Genomic DNA, 19,143 nt, shown 5'->3' with positions numbered 1-19,143 from the left:
GCGGATGAGTTACGACGCCCGGTTCCGCGTATGGCGCGGCGATACCGAAGGTGGAGAACTACAGGATTTCACGGTGGCGGTGAACGAGGGTGAAGTGGTTCTCGACATCATCCACCGCCTGCAGGCGACCCAGGCGCCCGATCTCGCCGTTCGCTGGAACTGCAAGGCGGGCAAATGCGGTTCCTGCTCGGCGGAGGTGAACGGCAAGCCGCGGCTACTCTGCATGACCCGGATGTCCACCTTCACGCCGGAAGATGTTGTCACTGTGACACCGCTGCGCACGTTCCCCGTGGTTCGTGACCTGGTGACCGATGTCTCGTACAACTACAAGAAGGCCCGCGAGATCCCCTCGTTCACACCGCCACCGGATCTGGAGCCCGGGCAGTACCGGATGCAGCAGGTGGATGTGGAGCGCTCGCAGGAGTTCCGCAAGTGCATCGAATGCTTCCTGTGCCAGAACACCTGCCATGTGGTGCGCGATCACGACGAGAACAAGGAGGCCTTCGCCGGCCCGCGGTATCTCATGCGGATCGCGGAGCTGGAGATGCATCCGCTGGATGTGGCCGATCGCCGGGACGCCGCGCAGGAGCAGCACGGGCTCGGCTACTGCAACATCACCAAATGCTGCACCGAGGTGTGCCCGGAAAATATCAAGATCACAGACAATGCGCTGATACCGATGAAGGAACGCGTCGCCGACCGGAAATACGATCCGATCGTCTGGCTCGGCAACAAGCTCTTCCGGCGCTGACCATTTCGCCCGGCCGTCTCACAGCATCGCGACCACACCGGTCGCGACCAGCCCCACGAGCACCCCGACGAACAGCGCCGAGAACACCGAGCCGGTGAGTACGAAAACGCCCACCGCGGATGCCACAAAAAGCAGGCCGACGATCAACCGCGCGACGCCGTCGCCGGGCCCGAATTTGCGGAGCCGAGGACGGGAATTCTTGATCCCTGGGTCCACACATTGTTGTCTACCCGTTACCTGTTGGACCCAAACGCCGTGCTCGCGGGCAGATCGGCCCGGGTGAACAGAGATTACGGCCGGTCGAACTCGCCGTCGCGTACGCCGGCGGTGAAGGCCGCCCACTCCCCTGGGGTGAAGACCAGTACCGGCCCGTCGGGATTCTTGCCGTCACGCATTCCGACATGACCGTCGGCGAGCATCGCGATCTCGACGCTGTGGGTCCCCGGCGTGGCAGCGCCTTCCCCGGTCGCGCCACTCACCCAGCGGGCGCCGGACAGGTCCACATTCGTACCGTTGTCGATGCTCATCCAGGTTCTCCTTCACCGCCGCGGATATCGCCGTGTTTCGAGTCGAGGGTCCCGGCGCTGCGCGCCACAAGCATGTAGCGCGATGCTACGCGCAGCCCCGGCCGCGGCGGGTTTACACCCGTCTACAGGAAATTCCGCGAATCGGTACCGGTAATATCGCCGAATCTCACCCGTTATCGGTCCTTCTCGGCCTATGGTGAGCTGTTGGTCGTATGTGCACACCCGGAAAACCCACCGCGGACAACAGGAGTCGACCGCGGGTTCAGAAGGAGGTCGTGTGTGATGCGGTTGAATCTGGACGCCCCGATCCCCACCCTGCTCGCCTGCGGTGACGATCCCGGCGTGATGACCCCCGAACAAGCCCATTCGGCGATGCAGTTGCACCTGGATTGCACCGTCGACGAGTGCCGGGTCCGCCGGCGCGCCCGAGCCACCCTGGTGGAATCGGGCCGCTGTGTACTGGACAACCGCGCCCTCCAATAGCGACCGGGTTCCACCGCCGTACCGGCCGCTCACCGGCCGGATCCATACGGTTCTCCGGAACGCCGGACCTCGGATTTCCCGGGCCGCGAACTCTCACCGGTCAGTGCCAGCGGTGATCGGTCACCGGTGCGCGCGGGCCGAACCGCGGCTTACGAGCTTGCCCACTGATCTCGAGCAGACGGATGGTGCGATAGCGATGCGGACGTACCGGTTCGAGGTAATCGACCATCTCGGCGTCGTCCATATCGCGGCCGAGCAGGGTCCAGCCGACGATCGACGCCAGATGGAAATCACCCACCGACAGTGCGTCGGCATCACCGAAAGCGCGCTGCGCGGTCTCCGCGGCGGTCCATTCCCCGATACCGGGGATCGTGCGGAGCCGGCGTGCGGCCTCGGCCGGCGGCAGCGCGGTCATCCGCTCCAGCGACTCGGCGAGACGAGCCACCCGCACAATGGTCCGGCTGCGCTGTGGCCCGACATTTGCCCCGTGGAAGCTCCATGAGGGGATCCGGCTCCAGGCCGCCGCGTCCGGCGGTACCAGCATGCCCGCCGGGGCCGGGCCGGGTGGCGGACTGCCGAAGAGGTGCACCAGACGGCGCCACGCCGCATGGGCGGAGACGATGGTCACCTTCTGTTCCAGGATCGCCGGGATCAGCGCTTCGAGCACTCGGCCGGTGCGCAGCATCCGCAGCCCGGGATACCGCTGGTGCGCGGCCGCCACCGTGGGGTGGATCGGTACGAAATCGTCGACCTTCTGGTCCAGGCACAGCATGTGATCGAGCCCGTTGAGGAACTCCGCGGCGCCCGCTCCCCACGCGTCCGCGGTGACGGTCAGCGGATCGTCCTGGACCATCCGGTAGGTGACCGGCCCGGTCGGCATTCGCGAGGTGTGCCAGTGCGCCCCGTCCGGGGTGATCTGGTGACAGGGGTCGCCGGGCCCGCGGCGCAACGGCGCGAGGGTATGGGCGAGGTGGACCGGGGCGTCGGCGGACAGGGTCCGCGACGCCCACGCATCGCCGGTGGATCCGGCTGTTCGGACAGGCACCATGCCATTGTGCGCTGCCCGGAGTAACGCCGTTCGATTGCCCGGCGATGAAGACGCAGTTGAGCAAATATGTGGTTTTTCTGCCGTGACTGGAGGTTTCTATGATCACCGAAGCGCTCAATTGGTTACTCGATCTCTGGGGTTCGGTTTTCGCAGGTAGCTCCGGCTACGAGATTCCACCCGGGACCCTCCCCTTCGGGAGCTGAGCCTTCACGAAGAGCGGCCGATTTTTCGGGGTCGGCCGCTCTTCGATGCTACGAAATCCTCAGTTCACCCGGAATCAATTGTCTTCCAGCAGAATCTGTGCGAGATGGCGGCCCCGCCGGGCGGTGAGCTGGGCGGCCTGGGTCCGGCAGGAGAATCCGTCGGCGACCACGACGGCATCCGGTTCGGCATTCTCCATCGTCGGCAGTATTCCGTTGCCCGCCACCGCCACCGATATCTCGTAATGGCCTTTCTGCATTCCGAAATTACCGGCCAGACCGCAGCATCCTGCGATCTCTGTCACCTTCACACCCATCTGGGCAAATATCCGGCGATCGGCATCGAAGCCGAGCACCGAATGGTGGTGACAATGCGGCTGGACGACCAGCGACCGGCCGGGGTACCGGGGCGGGCGCCAGTCCGGTTGAGCGGTGAGAAACTCGGCGAGCGTGCGGACCGCGGCCGCGACCGGACGGGAACGCGGGTCCTCGGGCAGTAACTCCGGCAGATCGGCCCGCAACGCGGCGGTGCAGGAGGGTTCGAGACCGATCACCGCGCCACCGGCACGCACATGGTCGTCGAGGGCATCGAGCGTGGCACGCAGCCGTGCCCGGGCGCCGTCCAGCTGCCCGGTGCTGATCCAGGTCAGTCCACAGCACACCTGCCGGCGCGGCACGACCACCCGATAACCGAGCGAATTGAGCAGGCGCACCGCCGCCAGCGCGATATCCGGATCGAAGGCATTGGTGAAGGTGTCCACCCACAGCATCACGGTCGTCGCGTCCGGCTTCGCCACCTGCTGCTTCACCCCTTCCCGGCGCCAGATCCGCCGGAAGGATCGCGGTGCGAGCTCCGGTACCTCCCGGCGTGGGTCCATCCCGGCGGCCCGCATCCCGAGCCGGCGTAACGGTCCGGCGCCGACCAGCGCGTTGACCAGCCACGGCACCCGGGTCGCCCCGCCCAGCCAGCGTGGGAGCCGGCCCAGTGTGTAGTGGTCGCGAGGGCGCAGCCGACCGCGGTAACGGCGGTAGAGCGTCTCGGATTTGTAGGTCGCCATATCGACGCCCGCCGGGCAGTCCGTACCGCAGGCGCGGCAGGAAAGGCACAGGTCCAGCGATTCGGCCACCGCGGGCGCGGCCCAGTCCAGCTCTCCCCGGACCACCTCCTGCAATACCCGGGCCCGGCCCCGGGTGGTGTCCTTCTCGTCGGCCGTCGCGAGATAGGAGGGGCACATGAAACCACCCGTGCTCCGCGTATCGGCCCGGCATTTGCCCACCCCGACACAGCGGTGCACCGCGGTGGCCAGATCCCCGGCGTCACCGGCGAAGGCGAAGCCGCCCGCGCGCGGCAGCGGCGGCAGACCCGCCAGTCGCAGATCGGCGTCGAGCGGGCGCGGATCCACCAGCACACCCGGATTGAGGAGGTTCGCCGGATCGAACAGTGCCTTGTACCCGGCGAAGACCGCGCGGACCTCGGGTGAGTACATGATCTCCAGCAGTTCCGATCGGGCCCGGCCGTCGCCGTGTTCCCCGCTCAGCGAACCGCCGTGGCCCACCACAAGGTGTGCCGCGTCGGTCAGGAAGTCCCGGAACCGTTCCGGCGCGGTGGCGATGGGCAGATCGAGCCGCACATGGATACAGCCGTCGCCGATATGCCCGTAGAGCATTCCGTCGACCTTGTGCTCGCGGGTCAGCTCGTCGAAATCGCGCAGGTAGGCCCCGAGCCGGGCGGGCGGAACCGCCGCGTCCTCCCAGCCCGGCCAGGCCGGCTCACCGTCGCGGGTCCGGCCGGCCAGACCGGCGCCGTCGGCCCGGATCCGCCACAGCGCGGCCGCGGCGCCGGGGTCTTCGATGATCCGGCTGTCCAGCGCACCCGCCGCCCGGCACAAACGGCGAGCGGCGGCGTGGGTGGCGGCCGCGTCCTCCCCCGCCAGCTCCACGAACAGCCAGCCGGTGCCACGCGGCAGATCGGGGACCCGCCGACCGTGTGCCCGCACCATCTCGACGAGCCTGGCATCGATACCCTCGACCGCGACCGGCGCGACCGAGACCACCGCGGCGATATCGTCGGCGGCGGTCGCCAGATCCGGGTAACCGAGCACGACCAGCAGGGTCGCCGCCGGGATCGGCACCAATTCCACCTCGGCTTCGAGCAGTACACCGCAGGTGCCCTCGGCCCCGACGAAAGACCCGGCCACCGAGCCGCCACGTTCCGGCAGCAGATATTCGAGCCCGTAGCCCGACGCCTGCCGGTCGAACCGGCCCAGATCGGTGCGCAGCACGGCGAGGGATTTCGCGGTGAACTCCGGTAGCCCGGGAACCTCGTCCAGCGAGTCGGCGAGGCGGCGGGACGCGCCGGTACCGTCGATGATCCGCAGCTCCCGGACCCGGTCGGAGGTGCGACCCCACGCGATGGCGTGCGGACCGCAGGCATTGTTGCCGATCATGCCGCCGAGGGTGCAGCGGTTCTGGGTGGACGGATCCGGGCCGAAGCGCAGCCCGTGTTCCCGGGCCCGGCGCTGCAGATCCGACAGCACCACGCCCGGCTGCACCCGGGCGGTCCGCCGATGCGGATCGATCTCGGCGATGCCGGTCATATGCCTGCTGAAGTCGAGGACGATACCGGGACCGACCGCATTGCCCGCGACCGAGGTGCCGCCGCCCCGCGGGGTCACGGCCGTACCCTCGCTCCGCGCGACCTCCAGTACGGCCGCCACATCCTCGTCTGATCGGGGAAAGACCACCGCTTCGGGCAGCACCCGGTAGTTCGAGGCGTCCGACGAGTACTCCACCCGGCGGCGGTGGGAGATGTCCACCGCCTCGATACCGATCCGCGCACGCAGCTGCCGTGCGAGTGTGTCCCGTCGTGCGTCGTGGTCGGTCACACGATCCAGCCTAGGCCCGCAGCCCGGAATTCCTTCCCGACTCGGCGGATCCGGACGGGCCGGCTGTCGGTGAGCAGTCCCGCGCCATCCGGTGACTTCGCGGTGGCGGGGCGCGGCGTCCGCCGACGTACCGGCGCGGATATCCCCCTTCTTGTCACCCGGTAGGAGTAAGACGGTGTCGTGGCCAGATGGCTGTTGCACGTCGACCTCGACCAGTTCCAGGCCGCGGTGGAGTACCGGCGCCATCCCGAACTACGCGGGCAGCCGGTGATCGTGGGCGGAAACGGCGACCCGGACGAGCCCCGCAAAGTGGTGACCTGCGCGTCGTATCCGGCGCGCGGCTACGGGGTGCGGGCGGGTATGGCGTTGCGGTCGGCGGCGCGAAAATGCCCGGAGGCGATCTTCCTGCCCTTGGACGTCCCCTGCTACGAGGAAGCGTCCGAGGAGGTCATGGCGCGGCTGCGCACGTTCACCGATCAGGTGGAGGTGTGGGGGTGGGACGAGGCGTTCGTGGCGGTCGATACCGAGGAGCCCGAAGAATCCGCCCGGGCGATCCGGGCCGCGGTGGAAGAACTGGATCTCACGTGCGCGATCGGCATCGGCGACAACAAGCTCACCGCGAAGCTGGCCACCGGTTTCGCGAAAGCGGTGGGGAAACCCGGGGTCGCCGCCAGCGACCATCCGGGAGCGCACGACGGCATGTTCCGGCTCACCGCCGCGAACTGGTCCGAAGTGATGGCCCATCGTCCGACGAACGCGCTCTGGGGGATCGGTAGCCGGATCGCGGCCCGGCTGGCCGCACTCGATATCCATACCGTCGGAGAGCTGATGGCCGCCGATCGGTCCCGGCTCGCGGCGGAGTTCGGACCGACGAACGGTCCCGCGCTGTGGGTGATGAGTCGCGGCGCCGGTGATACCGAGGTGGTGACGAAACCGCCGCCGGCGGTGGGGCGCAGCAGATCTGAGACCTTCGCGCGGGATCTCGTCGATCCGGCCGAGATCGGCGCGCAGGTGGCCCGGCTGGCGGCGGAAGTCGCGGCGGAGACGATCGAGGCGGGCCGGATCGCCACCCGGGTCTCGGTCACCGTGCGCACCAGCACCTTCTATACCCGCAGCAAGCAGTCCAAACTGCCGGAGCCGACCACCGATATCCCCACGATCGTCGATACGGCACTGCGGGTGCTGGACCGCTTTCCGCTGGATCGTCCGGTCCGGTTGCTCGGAGTCCGTCTCGAACTCGCCCCGGTCACACAGGCTCCCGGAAACGGTGACGACCCACCGCCCGGCGCTTGACCTGAACATTGGTTCAGCTTTTAGTGTCGGTGCACCGGAGTTCAATCGTGCTCCGGAGCGGAAGGACATTGTCAGATGAGCATGGAATCGGTGGCCTGGGACCAGATGTACCGGCGCATGCACGCACCGGAGGAGACGAGGTCGTTCAGTCTCGCCACGGCACGGCGCATCCTGCGCTTCGCCCGGCCGCATCAGCGGCGGCTGACCACCTTTCTCGTCCTCAGCGTGGCCGCGGCGGTGCTGGTGGTCGCTACGCCGCTGCTCGCGGGCCGGGTGGTCGACGACATCTTCGCCGGGTCGCCCCCGCGGACAGTGATATTGCTGGCGCTGGCCATCGCCGTGCTGGCCGTCCTCGACGCGGGCCTCGGCCTGGCCATCCGCTGGCTGTCGGCGCGGATCGGTGAGGGCCTGATCCTCGACCTGCGGACCGCGGTCTTCGACCACGTCCAGCGGATGCCGATCGCCTTCTTCACCCGGACCCGGACCGGCGCGCTGGTCAGCCGGTTGAACAACGATGTGATCGGGGCGCAACGCGCCTTCAGCGACACCCTCTCGGGCGTGGTCGCCAATATCGTCACCGTGGCGCTCACCCTGGTGGTGATGCTCCAATTGTCCTGGCAGATAACCCTGCTCGCGCTGCTCCTGCTACCGGTATTCGTGATCCCGGCCCGGCGGATGGGCGACCGGCTGGCCGATATCCAGCGGGAGGCAGCGGGATTGAACGCGGCGATGAGCACGCAGATGACCGAGCGTTTCTCCGCGCCGGGCGCGACCCTGGTGAAACTCTTCGGCCGCCCGGCCCAGGAATCGGCCGAGTTCGCCCTGCGGGCGCGGCGGGTCCGCGATATCGGCGTGCGCACCGCCATGCTGCAAACCGTCTTCGTCACGGCGTTGACGCTGGTTTCGGCGCTGGCCGTCGCGCTGGTCTACGGCCTCGGCGGCTGGTACGCGCTGCGCGGGCAACTGGACGCGGGCGCCGTGGTGGCCCTGTCGCTCCTGCTCACCAGGCTGTACTCCCCGCTCACGGCGCTGGCCAGTGCCCGGATGGAGATCATGTCCGCGCTGGTCAGTTTCGAGCGGGTCTTCGAGGTCCTCGATCTGTTACCCCTCATCGAGGACGCCCCCGGGGCGCGGCCGGTGCCCGCCGGGCCCGTCACGGTGGAACTCGACGACGTGCGGTTCGGATATCCCGCCGCCGACAAGGTCTCGCTGGCCTCGCTGGAAGAGGTGGCCACGCTGGACACCCGCGGCGGTGAGGAAGTGCTGCACGGGGTGTCACTGCGCGCCGAGCCCGGCCGGATGATCGCCCTGGTCGGCTCCTCCGGTGCCGGCAAATCGACCATCGCGCAGCTGGTCTCCCGGCTCTACGACGTGGACTCGGGCGCGGTCCGGCTGGGCGGCACCGATATCCGCGAACTCACCACGGAGTCGATCCAGGAAACCGTCGGCCTGGTCACCCAGGACGGCCATCTCTTCCACGACACCATCCGGGCCAATCTGCTGCTGGCCGCCCCGGACGCCGACGAGGAGCAGCTGCGGGACGCGCTGGAGCGGGCGCGCCTGAGCGATCTGATCGCGACCCTGCCCGACGGGCTGGACACGGTGGTCGGGGAACGCGGCTATCGTCTCTCCGGTGGTGAGCGCCAGCGTCTCACCATTGCCCGGCTACTGCTCAAACAGCCGCGGGTGGTGATCCTGGATGAGGCGACCGCCTCCCTCGACTCGACCTCCGAGGCCGCGGTGCAGGCGGCGCTGACCGAAGCGCTTCAGGGCCGTACCGCCCTGGTGATCGCCCACCGGCTCTCCACCGTGCGAGCGGCCGATCAGATCCTGGTGGTCGAATCCGGTCGCATCGTGGAACGTGGAACGCATACCGAACTGCTCGCCGTGGGCGGGCGTTACGCCGAGCTGTACCGGACCCAGTTCGCTCGCGAACCGGCACCGGCGGCCGCGTAGCGGACCGGACGGTCATCGTCACCCGACGGTGACCGTCCGGCTGTGCCGGCCCGTCGCGCCGTCCGGGACCGGGTCGGCGCGTTCCTCGGTCTGTATCCCGCCCGCCCCGTCCGTGGCTCGTACCCGCAGGGTGTGCGAACCGGGTGGCGCATCCCAGCGCCAGGTCCACTGCCGCCAGGTGTCCAGCGAGTACTCCGGCGCCAGGTCGGCCGGCCGCCAGGGACCGTCGTCGACCTGTACCTCCACCGCGGCGATCCCGCGATGCTGGGCCCAGGCGACCCCGGCCACCACCACCGGGCCTGGAGCGATACGGCCGAAGGCCGGCGGCACATCGATGCGGGAGGCGGTTTTGATCGGGCCGAACGCCGACCAGCCGCGCCGGGTCCAGTAGGCCTGGGCGCGATCGAACCGGGTGATCTCCAGATCGACCACCCATTTCGTGGCGCTGACATATCCGTAGAGACCGGGCACCACCATCCGGGCGGGGTACCCGTGCTCGACCGGCAGCGGTTCGCCGTTCATACCCACCGCGAGCAGGGCATCGCGACCGTCGGTGAGGGCTGCGACGGGTGTGCCGGCGGTGAAACCGTCGGCGCTGGTGGACAGCACCATATCCGCGTCCGGCCGGACCCCGGCCTCGGCGAGGAGGTCGGCGAGTGGATACCCGATCCAGCTCGCGTTGCCGACCAGGTCACCACCGACCTCGTTGGACACACAGGTCAGGGTGATCATCTTCTCCACGGCGGGCCGCCGCAGCAGATCGTCCATGGTGAGCCGGATTTCGCGCTCCACCATGCCGTGGATTCGCAGCTGCCAGTCGTCGCTGGTCAACGCGGGTAGCCGCAGGGCGGTATCGATCCGGTAGAACGTGTCGTTGGGGGTGCGGAACGCGGTGAGCCCCGGGATGGGCGGATCGGTCCCCGGGGGGATGGGCACGGCCGCCACCTGTGGACGCGGAACCACGAACCGCCGCAGATCCGCGGTTACCGCGCGCGCACGTTCGCCGGCCCACCGCCCGGCCGCGGCGGATCCGGCAGCCAGCACAAGGGCCCCGGCGGCCCACCCCAGGAACCGCCGCCGCGAGGCATCGGTTCCGTCATCGCCCGCGGCCCCCCTCGCGGATCCGCCCGCCGACGCCGGGCGGCGCGGTGCCCGGGTGATCAGGATCCGCAGCGTGAGGATCCCGGCCACGGCACCGAGCAGGATCGGCGCGGCGAACGCGGCGGTCGCGGCCGGTCGCCGCAGCACGGCGAGACAAACGACCACCGCGAGCCCGGCCAGCAGCATGCTGCCGTAGGGCCGGCGCCGTTCCAGCAATCCCGCCACCACAGCCAGTACCACCATCGCCGCACCCATGCTCAGGAACAGCACGAGCTTGTCTCGGGTACCGAACTGTTCGATCGCGAACTCGCGCAGCGCCTGCGGCGTGTGGTCGACCACGGTCGCCCCGATGGCCAGGAACGGCGAAGCGGCCGGGGCGATCAAGGCCGCGACGAGCTCACCGACCCCCAGCACGACCGCGGCGGCCGGCAGACCGCTCAGTCCCGCCGCGAAGCGGCCGATCGTGCGCCGATCCTGCTGGTCCGGCCCAGGAGAACCGGTCGAACTCGTCGTGTCCTGCATCAGCGTCCTCGTTCATCCACCGGCGCGGGGCGCCCCGGCGGCTGGGAATTCGTCACGTGGCCCTCTGCGGATGGTGTCACTCCTGGCCGCGGCAGGGAAGATGCCGGTGTAGTCGGCGCCACCGGGCCCGACGAGACCGGCGGCCGGATCGCCCGAGGCCGACGTCTCGGAATTCGCCGACCGACTGCTCGTGACCGGGGCCGAATCGGTGGCTGCGTCGGTGGAACAGGCCGTCGATCCCGGCAGGGCGGTGGTCGAAACGATCGCCGAATCGCTGCATACGAAAGGGCCGCGGCACCCGAACGGGTGGCCGCGGCCCTCGACCGTGGATCAGGCGCTGGCCGCCAAAGCCCGGCCGTCCAGGGCCGGTTCCCGCACCGGTTCGATGGCGTAGGCCAGGATCTCGGCGACATCGCCCACCGGGCGGACGTCGAGTTCGGCCAGCACATCGGCGGGGACATCGTCCAGGTCCGGCTCGTTGCGGGCCGGGATGAACACCGTCTTCAGGCCGGCGCGCTGCGCGGCGAGCAGTTTCTGCTTCACCCCGCCGATCGGCAGCACCCGGCCGTTCAACGTGACCTCACCCGTCATACCGACATCGGAGCGCACCGGGCGGCCCAGTGCCAGCGACACCAGCGCGGTGACCATGGTGACACCGGCCGACGGTCCGTCCTTGGGCACGGCGCCGGCGGGCACGTGGACGTGCAGGTTGCCGTCCAGCACCGTCGATTCGATGCCGATCTCGCCCAGGTGCGACCGCACGTAGGTCAGCGCGATCTGCGCCGATTCCTTCATGACGTCGCCCAGTTGGCCGGTCAGTGTCAGGGCCCGGTCACCCTCGGCGGTGTTGGCCTCGATGTAGAGCACGTCGCCACCCAGCCCGGTGACCGCCAGACCGGTCGACACACCCGGTACCGCGGTGCGTTCCGCCGAATCCGGAGTGAAGCGCGGCCGTCCGAGATAATCCTTCAGATCCGCGATATCGATGGTCAGCGGTGGTGCCGTGGCCTCGGTGGGCCCGGACGCCGTATCCGTCTCGACGCCCGCGTCGGTGCCCGACGCGGCACCGGTCTCGGACAGGCGCGTCGCCGCCTTGCGTAATGCCTTGGCGATCAGCCGCTCCAGCTGCCGGACGCCGGCCTCCCTGGTGTAGTTCGCCGCGACCTCGCGCAGCGCCGCGTCGGTGACCCGGACCTCCTCGCCGGTCAGCGCGTTGCGTTCCAGCTGCCGGGGCAGCAGGAAGTCGCGGGCGATGGCCACCTTGTCGTCCTCGGTGTACCCGTCGACCGTGATCACTTCCATCCGGTCCAGCAGCGGACCGGGGATGGTGTCCATGACATTGGCCGTGGCCAGGAACAGCACATCGGACAGGTCCAGGTCCATATCCAGGTAGTGGTCGCGGAAGGTGTGGTTCTGCGCGGGGTCGAGCACCTCGAGCAGGGCCGCCGCGGGGTCGCCCCGGAAATCGGAGCCGATCTTGTCGACCTCGTCCAGCAGGACGACCGGGTTCATGGAACCGGCCTCCTTGACGGCCCGCACGATCCGGCCGGGCATGGCACCCACATAGGTGCGCCGGTGACCGCGGATCTCCGCCTCGTCCCGCACACCGCCCAGGGCGACGCGGACGAACTTGCGGCCCAGCGCGCGGGCGACCGATTCGCCGAGTGAGGTCTTGCCGACCCCAGGCGGGCCGGCCAGCACCAGCACCGCGCCGGACCCGCGTCCGCCCACGACCTCCAGGCCGCGTTGCGCACGCCGCGCCCGGACCGCCAGGTACTCGACCATCCGGTCCTTCACCTCGTCCAGGCCGTGGTGGTCGGCGTCGAGCACGGCCCGGGCCGCCGCCACATCGGTGGAATCCTCGGTCTTCACCTGCCACGGCAGTTCCAGGACGGTGTCCAGCCAGGTGCGAATCCACCCGGATTCCGGGCTCTGATCGCTGGAGCGCTCCAACCGGCCGACCTCGCGCAGCGCCGCCTCCCGCACATTGCCGGGCAGATCGGCCTGTTCCACGCGGGTGCGGTAGTCGTCGGCGCCGTCGGGTTCGTCCTCGCCGAGTTCCTTGCGGATGGCGTTGAGCTGCTGGCGCAACAGGAATTCGCGCTGGCTCTTCTCCATGTTCTCGCGGACCTCGTCGCCGATCTTCTCGGTGACCTCGGCCTCGGCGATATGCGCCCGGGTCCATTCGATCAGCCGGTTCAGCCGCTGCGCGACATCCGGGGTCTCGAGCAGTTCGCGTTTCTGCTCATCGGTGAGATACGCGGCATAGCCGGCGGTATCGGCGATGGCGGACGGATCGGTGAGCTGGTTGAAGGCGTCGATCATCTGCCACGCCTCGCGCTTCTGTAGCACCGAGACGACCAGCTTCTTGTACTCGGCGGCCAGTTCCCGGGTGCGTCCGTCGGCGGCGGGGGTCTCGACCGGTTCGGCCTCCACCCACAGGGCGGCGCCGGGGCCGGTGACCCCGTGACCGATCTTCGCGCGCCGTTCCGCCTTCAGCACCGCGGCGGGCGTCCCCCCGCGCATCCGGCCGATCTGTTCGATGGTGGCGATCACGCCGTAGGCGGCGTAACCCTCGGACAGGCGCGGAGCCAGCAGCACGGTCCCGGTCTGCGCGGCCTGCGCGGCGTCGATGGCCGCCTGCGCGGATTCGTCCAGTTCGATCGGTACGACCATCCCGGGCAGCACGATGGGATCGGTCAGGAACAGCACCGGAAGATTCAGTGGTGTAGTCACGAACACAACCTCCAATAGTTGAGCTACACCCACTCAACTTGGTCGGGTTCGGCTTTGTTCCACCCGACGCACTTGTTCGCCCACGGCGAATATTGAATTCGGGATGGTCGTACAAACAGATCGCCGACGAGATGGGATGCTCGATCGGAGCAATTGGAAGCTCCTTCACATCGCTCGCAGGGACGGCCTGCTCGTTGCCACTCAGGCCACGGAGTAGCTCGGCCGGATAGAACCGTGCGCGGTTGCTGTGCCTGGATACTGCTGTGCGCTGAGGCAGACCAGGCGGTGAGTAGGGGTCCCGCCGAAAAAACAACGGACATGGGGCCTGGCCCAGATAACGGGGCCGCTTCACGCACGGCTGGAGCGCTATAGCCGCAGGTCGGCAGGTGCACTACCCCGGATATCGCGCTGTTATCCCGGGTCCATCTCGGTGACGAACCGCAGCCTCCTGACCAGGGACTGTATCCATGTCCGCCCGATTTCGGCGGTTAGGGGGTCCGTGAACATCCGCGAGAAAAGTCACGCTAAGCAGTTACCGCAGATAGTGGCATACTATGCGCGGTAGTTGTTCGGCTGTCCGGGCGCTATAGGCGTTGCGGGGCGGGGCGACTCGGGAAACTATCTGCGGTAGTGGGGTTCGGAGGCGGGAATGGGGGTGACTTTTCTCCCGGATGAGCCTCAACCCCCGGTTACGGCCCCGAGATCCTGAAGCTGGCCCGAGCCGCAAAGTAGTCGGGGGGTCGCTGTGATGCGGACCGGTATCTTGATCAGGCTCGTGGCGCAGCGCTGCTGATGATGCGGTGGATGGTGGAACGGCCGACGCTGTATTCCTCGGCGAGGTCAGCCAGGCTGGCGTCGTCGTGGGGGTTGTGGTAGCGGCGGTGGATCGTTTTCCGTGCGGCGAGAGGCAGTTTCGGCTGCTTGAACCGGCGAGTCGGCTCGGCAGAGCGCTTCTGTTCGCGGTGGCACTGGCGATCCTGATGATCACGAGCGTGCAGGCCTCCGGCCCCGCACATGCGTATCAGCCGTGCACCAACTACAGAGTCACGACCAACTGGGGCAGAGTCGAGGTCGACACCCGGCCCTCGGGAGCGGACTCCATCGGCAACATCGCCTGGGCCATGTTCATCAACGACATCTCCCACGTCCCCGGCCGATACGACTACCAGATCCTGATCAACGGCCAGAGTCTGCTGACGCGGGAAATCTATAAGGACGACAATCTGCATATGACGATCCCCCGGAACCAGAACGGACGCAACGTATACGACTCCGGCGACGAAATCCAGGTCATCGTCTCCCACGCCGCCGGGAAGGTCCTGTACGTGACCCCCATCAACCGATGCACCGTCCCCTATTCGGCAGGATAGCTCCATGGACCAGGAGACAGCGCGTCAAGGCGCCGACCTGCTGGCGGCCGACATCGAGTCGGCTCTCGGCTTCGAAGTACACATCGACCAAACGATTCCCGAGCGTCTCCTGCGCCAGCCTTCCCCGCCGGCGTGGTGGATCGAATTCACCGTCCCGGCCCTGAACGTCCTCCTCGGGTGCACCCCTGGCGAGAGCACCCCCAGAGGTGTGGCGTACGGACTGGCTCGGGAAATCCACGACGACGTGCTGTCACGAAGCGGAAAGATATGGCCCGCCGACCCCGAGGGCGGAGATCAGCCGCTGCTCCCCACCCTCGACGGATGGCAGGGGCGAGGTGGCACGCTCTCTTTCGGGCAAGTCAAGGAAGCGAAGGATCCCGATCCGAGCCTCGACGGTGTCATCCGATGGTGGCTGCCCCATAGCTACGACGGCCTCATCGCCAGCCACGCCGGCGACGTGTGGTTCTCCCTCTGGCAGTACAAGGGCGACGAACAAGCCATCACGCCTGGGATGCCGGTGACATGGCTCCTCGGCGAAGGCCAACACGGAAAATACCGCAAGGCAAGCGAAGTCCAGCCAGCTCAACCGTGACCGACAGGGCACGCTCACCAGTGACCACTGATCCGACACCGAGGCCAGCGGCCCTGCAAGATCTGCGTGAGCGTGCCCGCCCCGGCCTGTCGACGCATCTGTAGCGCCCCTATGGGCCATACGACGGGCGGCAGAGCCATGCCTGGATCAAAGCTTTGGCCCTGTGCTGGCCCCAGCTCGGGCGCCGAGATCGTTCCTCGGCGAATTCCGACGTCGTGTGGGGCCGTGCGGAGTTGCGTGACGGTGAAAGGCAAGGCCGCGCCGGGCGAGAGACCTGTATATCTGGGGTGTACCCCAGGCAGACAAACCAGACCAACGGGAATTCAAGGAGGAGAAGCTGCGCCGCTATCCGCGTCGTCGACCCGCGCGCTGTGGCTTCTACTGAGTGACCCGGTTGTATACCAGGTCATAGACCCGATTACCGCTGGTGTCGTACCAGCCGTCGGCGCCGCGGGTGTAGACGATCTCGCCGACACCGTTGTACCAGTGGTCCGCGTCCTGGTACCACCCTTCGGTTTCCGGGGTCGCCATGTCGTTGGCGCGGGCGCGTAGCTTTTGCAGCGTCTCGGGGTCGATATCGTCGATAGTGCCGCGGTTCGGGTCGGCGTCCCGCGCGGCACGGAGGTTACGTTTCTCGGCGTTGAGTTGATCGAAGACTGCCTGGTTACGAGCATATTCTTCGCTGTTGAGATAGTCGGCACCGGACATTGTGCGTCTCTTCTTCCTGCGGCCGGTAAGTCGTTCGAACATCGAGCCTCCCCTAGATTTCGGTCATCTGAATGATGAGGGTCCCGTTTGGGCCGGGGATCTTGTTGTGCACCATGAACGGTGTCCCAGCGCCGAACAGCACTTCGTCGTCGAGTCCGGAGTATTCGCCGACCGGCTTGCCGGTCTTGCTCACGATCTGGAACTCGACATTCTGGGTGTCGGCGAATGCTGAGTTGGTGCCGTCCGGCTTCAGTGAGGTCGAGGTAAAGCCGTTTTCGGTGACCGGTTTACCCGGTTCGTAGCGGGCGAGCTGTTCCGGCGACAGGTTCATATGCCGCACCACAGGACCCTCATGCGAGGGGAGTTTGGCCAGCGCCTCATTGAGCGCGCGAACCTGCTGCTGCTCTTCGGGGGACAGCGGTGTACCACGGAAGAGCAGCTGGTTCAATGTCGTTCCATCAGGTCGGGTCTGCATCTGCCCCGTTTGCAGGACCTTCACATCTTCGGGGGTCAGCGCCCAGTTCGTACCGGTGGGTCGACGCCCGCCCGGCGCCTTCTTGTTGATCATCTGCCATATCCGGTCCATGTTCGCCTTGTGGCTGGAAAAGTCCGGAACCTCTTTGAACCCGCGCCCGAGGCCGCGGGATTTGAATAGCGTGATGAACGGTTTGATCTTCGCCCCGTACTTGGCGCACAGAGTCGCCAGCCGGGAGCCGCCGATCGCGGCACCGATCGGTGCCGCGGCACCGAAGGTGACGAAGGAGGCGGCGACGGTGATTCCGGCGGTGACGGCGGCCTCTACTGCGGAATCGATGATGAACTGGCGTAGGAACCCTTCGATTTCCTTGCGCATTGCCACCAGCTCGTCATGGTGTTCGCTGGTGGTGGTGGCCATCGCCCCGAATCCGGCCACGGTCTCGGCGGCCGCGGCCGCCAAGGCCGTGAGGTCTTCGTCGATATGGTCGAGTTCGGGCGCGGTGATCGGCGCGAACATACCGGCGATGCGCTTGATTTCGTCGGCAAATCCCGCGACTGCAGGCTCGGCGGCGATATCGCGCCAGATCGCCGCGACCGTCCACAGCTTGTCGGTGTCGCCGTCGGGGACGGTGATCCCGATTTCGTCGAGTAGTCCGATCCCCTCTTCGATCAGCCCACTACCGGGCCCACCGACCGAGGGCAGCGGTGGCCGGCACCCCACCAGCAGATTCAACGGGTGTACGGGCGGTTGGGTCGGTGCAGGGCCGGGTTTGATGTTGGCGTTGTGGTCGCCGAGGGCGTGCAGATAGCCCAGTTCGGCGACGACATTGCCGTATCCGTTGACGTTGTTGGCCATCAGTTTTACCTGCACGAGCAGGTCGTTGGCCTTGGTGTCGTAGCCGACGGCCCAGGTGCGGGCCTCCTCGTAGGAACCGGTCATGTTCTCGCCGGTATCGGCCAGCTTCGACCAGTGCTTATCCACCGAGCCGATGAATTCGTCGGCGGCCTCGAGTAGTGCGGCCGCAGCCTGGTTGTAGACGTCGGTGTCGACGTCGACCACGGTCACTGCGCACCAGCGTCGGGGGCGGGGCCGCGGTCGAGGCGGGCCAGGATCGCAGCGAATGTGCTGGTGTAGGAGTCGTGAGCGTTTTTGCCAGCCGCTTCCATCTTTGCCAGCCCGTCGCGCATTTTCTGCGCGCCGGCATTCCAGGTATCCATGGCGGTGCGGGCGGCGTCAGCGGTTTCGCCGGTCCATGGCCCAGCCGCGCCGTCACCGTTGTGAAGCCGGTTCATCCGTTGCTGGAGCTGTACCAGCTGGTCATCGGTGAAACCGAGCAAACCGCGCAGCTGGGCGTTGAGCGCGTCGAGCGCGTCGGTGTCGACATGATGCCGTGACATGACGGAAACCCCTGCTGGTCAGATGTTGAGCGAGCTCGGACGCGGCTCGGAATCGGCCAGATCAGCCGCCAAGGTCTCGTCAACCGAGGCGAATTCCTCCCCCTGTACTCCCAACAGACTGGCCATGGATTCCAGCGAGGAAAGCAGCGTCACTGCGCCCTCGCTGGCCTCCTGCCATCCCGCAGTAAACGCCTGCGCGGCGGGGCCACCCCAATAGGACATGCCATCGATTTCGACGTCCATGCGACGAAACCCGTCACCGACCGTGGTCGCGATCTGCCGAAGGAATCCGGCGGCGTCTGCCATGGCAGCGGTATCCGCGGTAACCGGTTCGGGCGCCATTACCGGCCTCCTGCTCAAGTCGAGTCATACAGCTACTGATCCTCACATACCGATCCTCATAGATACTTCGACGCAGCGAGCATCTCCACGGTTCCACCCATAGGACCAGCATGCGCTCGCCGACACTGATCAAGCGGGCGTCGGCTGTGTTTCGGCGTTGGTGATCAGGCGGAGGACAGGGCGCTGGTCAGGCCGGCCCAGGAGTTCGCGGAGGCGTTTCGGGCGCCAGCGGAGTTCTCGGGCGAGGCCGGTGAGGGTGAGGCTGCCGTGGGCTTCGGCGAGTTCGAACGCTTTGGTGAGCAGGGTGGGGACCTCGCCGGGGTGGTGGGTGACGGGGTCGTCGCCGAGCATGCCGATCTCGAGAGGTGGTGAAGGCGTTGGTAGGCGCGTCGGGCCACGGCATCAGAGATGGCGCCGGTTTCGCGGGAGCGGTAGACCAGCGATTTGATCGATACCCCCCACTCGTGGCTGAGCTGTTCGAGGACTTTGACGTCGAAGCGGCGCGGGAGCCGGTCGGTGATCTGGTCGGCGGGGGTGAGGAATTCGGCGGCGAAGGCGTCGGCTTCGCGTTCTTGATCGGGGTCGCCGGGGGGCGGCGTCGGCCGGGGTGTCGCCGAGGTGGGTGGGGTCATCGGGCAGGAACCCGGGCAGGTCGATCGCGGGCAACTGGACATGATTCTCCAGTGCATACGTCAAAGTCCGCTGTGACCAGGTCGTCAACGGCACCCCGGCCAACGGACATTCCGAGAGGCAG

At 67.6% G+C, this 19,143-nt stretch carries 17 protein-coding genes and 1 pseudogene; 6 read left to right on the top strand and 12 right to left on the bottom strand.

All coding sequences use genetic code 11. The features are described 5' to 3' along the window. Positions 1–4 precede the first annotated feature (4 nt). Positions 5–751 carry a succinate dehydrogenase/fumarate reductase iron-sulfur subunit gene (locus tag NF4_RS03260; protein WP_063125811.1) on the top strand — a complete coding sequence of 249 codons (747 nt, stop codon included), beginning with the start codon at positions 5–7 and terminating at the stop codon, positions 749–751. Positions 752–769: 18 nt separating this feature from the next. Here NF4_RS03260 and NF4_RS03255 read toward each other — a convergent pair whose 3' ends face one another. Next, on the bottom strand, positions 770–967 hold the full coding sequence (locus tag NF4_RS03255; RefSeq protein ID WP_063125810.1) for a hypothetical protein: 198 nt from the start codon (positions 965–967) through the stop codon (positions 770–772). Between the two features lie 74 nt (positions 968–1,041). Then, the gene (locus NF4_RS03250; RefSeq protein WP_063125809.1) at positions 1,042–1,278 is read right to left on the bottom strand and encodes a DUF397 domain-containing protein; all 237 of its coding nucleotides are present in this window, start codon (positions 1,276–1,278) and stop codon (positions 1,042–1,044) included. A gap of 282 nt (positions 1,279–1,560) precedes the next feature. Here NF4_RS03250 and NF4_RS03245 point away from each other — a divergent pair, with 282 nt between their 5' ends. Next, positions 1,561–1,761 (top strand): hypothetical protein, encoded by a 201-nt coding sequence (locus NF4_RS03245; RefSeq protein ID WP_063041979.1) that lies wholly within the window; start codon positions 1,561–1,563, stop codon positions 1,759–1,761. 100 nt (positions 1,762–1,861) lie between these two features. Here NF4_RS03245 and NF4_RS03240 read toward each other — a convergent pair whose 3' ends face one another. Continuing rightward, positions 1,862–2,809, bottom strand: coding sequence for a DNA-3-methyladenine glycosylase family protein (locus NF4_RS03240; protein ID WP_063125808.1), 948 nt, complete (start codon positions 2,807–2,809; stop codon positions 1,862–1,864). A gap of 277 nt (positions 2,810–3,086) precedes the next feature. Beyond that, the gene (locus NF4_RS03235; protein ID WP_063125807.1) at positions 3,087–5,894 is read right to left on the bottom strand and encodes an FAD-binding and (Fe-S)-binding domain-containing protein; all 2,808 of its coding nucleotides are present in this window, start codon (positions 5,892–5,894) and stop codon (positions 3,087–3,089) included. Positions 5,895–6,074: 180 nt separating this feature from the next. Here NF4_RS03235 and NF4_RS03230 point away from each other — a divergent pair, with 180 nt between their 5' ends. Both NF4_RS03230 and NF4_RS03225 read left to right on the top strand, forming a co-directional pair. After that, positions 6,075–7,187, top strand: a complete 1,113-nt coding sequence (locus NF4_RS03230) for a DNA polymerase IV (protein WP_063125806.1) — start codon at positions 6,075–6,077, stop codon at positions 7,185–7,187. A gap of 75 nt (positions 7,188–7,262) precedes the next feature. Continuing rightward, complete coding sequence (locus NF4_RS03225; RefSeq protein ID WP_063125805.1) at positions 7,263–9,143, top strand: ABC transporter ATP-binding protein; 1,881 nt, start codon at positions 7,263–7,265, stop codon at positions 9,141–9,143. Between the two features lie 18 nt (positions 9,144–9,161). Here NF4_RS03225 and NF4_RS03220 read toward each other — a convergent pair whose 3' ends face one another. Together NF4_RS03220 and lon are read right to left on the bottom strand one after the other, a co-directional pair. Continuing rightward, on the bottom strand, positions 9,162–10,766 hold the full coding sequence (locus NF4_RS03220) for a molybdopterin-dependent oxidoreductase (protein WP_084532819.1): 1,605 nt from the start codon (positions 10,764–10,766) through the stop codon (positions 9,162–9,164). A 330-nt stretch (positions 10,767–11,096) separates the two neighbouring features. Next, positions 11,097–13,442: an endopeptidase La gene (gene lon, locus NF4_RS03210; protein WP_063125830.1), complete on the bottom strand. Its 2,346-nt coding sequence runs from the start codon at positions 13,440–13,442 to the stop codon at positions 11,097–11,099. 1,022 nt (positions 13,443–14,464) lie between these two features. On the opposite strand from lon, the gene NF4_RS36235 reads away from it, so the two are divergent. Together NF4_RS36235 and NF4_RS03200 are read left to right on the top strand one after the other, a co-directional pair. Then, positions 14,465–14,872 carry a hypothetical protein gene (locus NF4_RS36235; RefSeq protein WP_063125803.1) on the top strand — a complete coding sequence of 136 codons (408 nt, stop codon included), beginning with the start codon at positions 14,465–14,467 and terminating at the stop codon, positions 14,870–14,872. Positions 14,873–14,876: 4 nt separating this feature from the next. After that, positions 14,877–15,464 carry a hypothetical protein gene (locus NF4_RS03200; RefSeq protein WP_063125802.1) on the top strand — a complete coding sequence of 196 codons (588 nt, stop codon included), beginning with the start codon at positions 14,877–14,879 and terminating at the stop codon, positions 15,462–15,464. A 378-nt stretch (positions 15,465–15,842) separates the two neighbouring features. Here the strand turns inward: NF4_RS03200 and NF4_RS03195 are convergent, their stop codons facing one another. From NF4_RS03195 to NF4_RS39935, 6 genes and pseudogenes are all read right to left on the bottom strand, one after another. After that, positions 15,843–16,172, bottom strand: a complete 330-nt coding sequence (locus NF4_RS03195; RefSeq protein WP_063125801.1) for a hypothetical protein — start codon at positions 16,170–16,172, stop codon at positions 15,843–15,845. Positions 16,173–16,224: 52 nt separating this feature from the next. Further along, positions 16,225–17,715, bottom strand: coding sequence for an ADP-ribosyltransferase family protein (locus tag NF4_RS03190; protein ID WP_063125800.1), 1,491 nt, complete (start codon positions 17,713–17,715; stop codon positions 16,225–16,227). Further along, positions 17,712–18,047, bottom strand: a complete 336-nt coding sequence (locus NF4_RS03185; protein ID WP_063125799.1) for a WXG100 family type VII secretion target — start codon at positions 18,045–18,047, stop codon at positions 17,712–17,714. Before NF4_RS03185 ends, NF4_RS03190 begins: the two co-directional genes overlap by 4 nt. Before the next feature lie 18 nt (positions 18,048–18,065). Beyond that, complete coding sequence (locus NF4_RS03180; protein ID WP_063125798.1) at positions 18,066–18,389, bottom strand: WXG100 family type VII secretion target; 324 nt, start codon at positions 18,387–18,389, stop codon at positions 18,066–18,068. A 129-nt stretch (positions 18,390–18,518) separates the two neighbouring features. Continuing rightward, positions 18,519–18,740 carry a hypothetical protein gene (locus NF4_RS38990; RefSeq protein ID WP_063125797.1) on the bottom strand — a complete coding sequence of 74 codons (222 nt, stop codon included), beginning with the start codon at positions 18,738–18,740 and terminating at the stop codon, positions 18,519–18,521. An 89-nt stretch (positions 18,741–18,829) separates the two neighbouring features. Further along, positions 18,830–19,021 (bottom strand): annotated as a pseudogene (locus NF4_RS39935) (ImmA/IrrE family metallo-endopeptidase); the annotation flags it as partial. Positions 19,022–19,143: the final 122 nt, after the last annotated feature.

Origin of the sequence: Nocardia fusca NBRC 14340 (genome assembly GCF_001618425.1) — a bacterium.
GTDB classification, from domain to species: domain Bacteria; phylum Actinomycetota; class Actinomycetes; order Mycobacteriales; family Mycobacteriaceae; genus Nocardia; species Nocardia fusca.
The sequence above is the reverse complement of the archived record's forward strand: the minus strand, read 5'-3'. Positions and strand labels throughout refer to the sequence as shown.